3 protein-coding genes are annotated in these 1,891 nt (G+C 45.7%); all 3 read left to right on the top strand.

Features of this window, described 5'->3' with window-relative positions; genetic code table 11:
* Positions 1 to 228: 228 nt before the first annotated feature.
* A complete protein-coding gene (locus tag A8707_RS30875) occupies positions 229 to 813 on the top strand; it encodes a phage integrase N-terminal SAM-like domain-containing protein (protein WP_331711748.1) in 585 nt (194 codons plus the stop codon).
* A complete protein-coding gene (locus A8707_RS30870) occupies positions 792 to 1,193 on the top strand; it encodes a tyrosine-type recombinase/integrase (RefSeq protein WP_331711750.1) in 402 nt (133 codons plus the stop codon). The genes A8707_RS30875 and A8707_RS30870 overlap by 22 nt, the downstream gene beginning before the upstream one ends.
* A gap of 317 nt (positions 1,194 to 1,510) precedes the next feature.
* Positions 1,511 to 1,882: a hypothetical protein gene (locus tag A8707_RS26080; protein ID WP_156518905.1), complete on the top strand. Its 372-nt coding sequence runs from the start codon at positions 1,511 to 1,513 to the stop codon at positions 1,880 to 1,882.
* Positions 1,883 to 1,891 lie beyond the last annotated feature (9 nt).

Below are 1,891 nucleotides of genomic sequence, written 5' to 3'. Positions count from 1 at the left end.
AACTATTGATTATACGGAAACTTTCTGTATATCTCCCTGATTTAGGCAGATATCCCGAAACTTTCTGTATATCTCCCTGATTTGAGTAGATATCCTGACACCTTCTATATATCTCTCCAATTTGGGCAGATACCCCGAAACTTTCGGTGTATTTTCCCTCACCTTTCATTAGATATTCTGATTCTATGAGATCACACCCGTTATTTTGTTTAAGAACTATAAACTTTTATGAGTGAACGTCCCAAGATGCTATCGGAAGTGGTGCGAGACACCATTCGGCTCAAGCATTACTCGTATCAAACTGAAAAAAGCTATGTTCAGTGGATTAAGCGATACGTTGCTTTTCATCACAGGCGACACCCACGGGAAATGGGACAAGCAGAAATTGAAGCATTCTTGACACACCTGGCAGTAGAAGGCAAAGTTGCTGCCTCAACCCAGAATCAAGCCTTCAACGCGATTCTTTTCCTTTATCGTGACGTGCTGAATCAAACGCTGGACTTTGACATTCAAGCAGTTCGGGCTAAACGATCGACCTACTTGCCCACAGTCCTGACACCCCAAGAAGTTCGATCGGTGATTGCTCAAATGAACGGCACGTATTGTCTATTAATTCAACTGCTTTACGGAAGTGGAATGCGTCTCAACGAAGCACTTTCTCTACGCATTAAAGACTTGGATTTTGACCAACATCAAATCACAGTTCGTAATGCCAAAGGCATGAACGATCGCGTCACGATGCTGCCAGAGCGACTCATTCCCGATCTCCAAGCTCATCTCCAACAGGCAAAATCCTGCATCAACAGGACTTAAACCAGGGATTCGGCTCTGTTTGGCTCCCATTTGCACTAGCGCGCAAGTATCCCAACGCCGATCGGCAGTGGATTTGGCAGTGGATCTTTGCTTCTAGTCGTCGGATTCAAAACCCAGATACCGCTATCTGGCAACGCTTTCACCTGCATGAAAGTGGACTTCAGAAAGCCCTCAAGCAAGCAGTTCGGGCTTTAAAGATAACCAAGCGAGTGGGCTGCCATACTTTTCGTCATTCCTTTGCGACTCACCTACTTCAAAATGGCTACGATATTCGCACGGTGCAAGAACTATTGGGTCATAAGGATGTCAAAACTACAATGATTTATACGCATGTGCTCAACCGAGGGGGTCGGGGTGTCATCAGTCCACTGGATGCCTGATCGCTCCCCACTTTCCCAAAGCAACGACCGCGTCCCCTCTCAAAAACTCAGCATTCCAAAAAAGCAAAAACTCCTGTAGAGTACATCGCAGTGATGAAGTTGTGCCCCGAAGCCTGATTTACGAGATCAGACTCCGAGGACTTCCATCCCTAGTTAGCGTTCATAACTCAGGAGGCGTTCATGATTGTACACCGTCAGCTTTGCTATGGGATCTTGAAAGGCTGGAATCAAGATCCTGCATATAGTTTTTACCCCTACAGACCGTCTGAGAAATCAGAGTTTTTGTCCTCTTTGAATTAATCGAGAGGACAAAAATTATGGGAGTTAGGACGATCGTGCCTAGCTCGATTTCGTTCACGGTTGAGTTGCGTTGCTCAACGGAAAGATGTTATCAAGTTGGCGTTATGCTGGATTTGCAAGGGCGTTATATCTTCATGTCGTCCGGCATTCTCCCGAATGTGAGTGATAGCATTGAAGACTTTGTTTCGCAACTGAGTGAGATTGCGTCTAATCAACTGGCGTTGCTCAAGTGGGATGGCACGAGCGACTTGACGACTGAATATCAAATCGTCCGAGTGTTGCCGGGATATCAAGTTGAACGATCGCTAGCGAAGTTCAACATCGTCCTGGGTAACAGTTCACTCATTCAACTGGAGGAATTGCACAACAAAATCACCATTCAACTCTAGGAAGTTGGG

Origin of the sequence: Phormidesmis priestleyi BC1401, assembly GCF_001650195.1 — a bacterium.
GTDB lineage: Bacteria > Cyanobacteriota > Cyanobacteriia > Leptolyngbyales > Leptolyngbyaceae > Phormidesmis_A > Phormidesmis_A priestleyi_B.
Note: the sequence above shows the minus strand (reverse complement) of the source record. Positions and strands in the feature narration are given on the sequence as shown.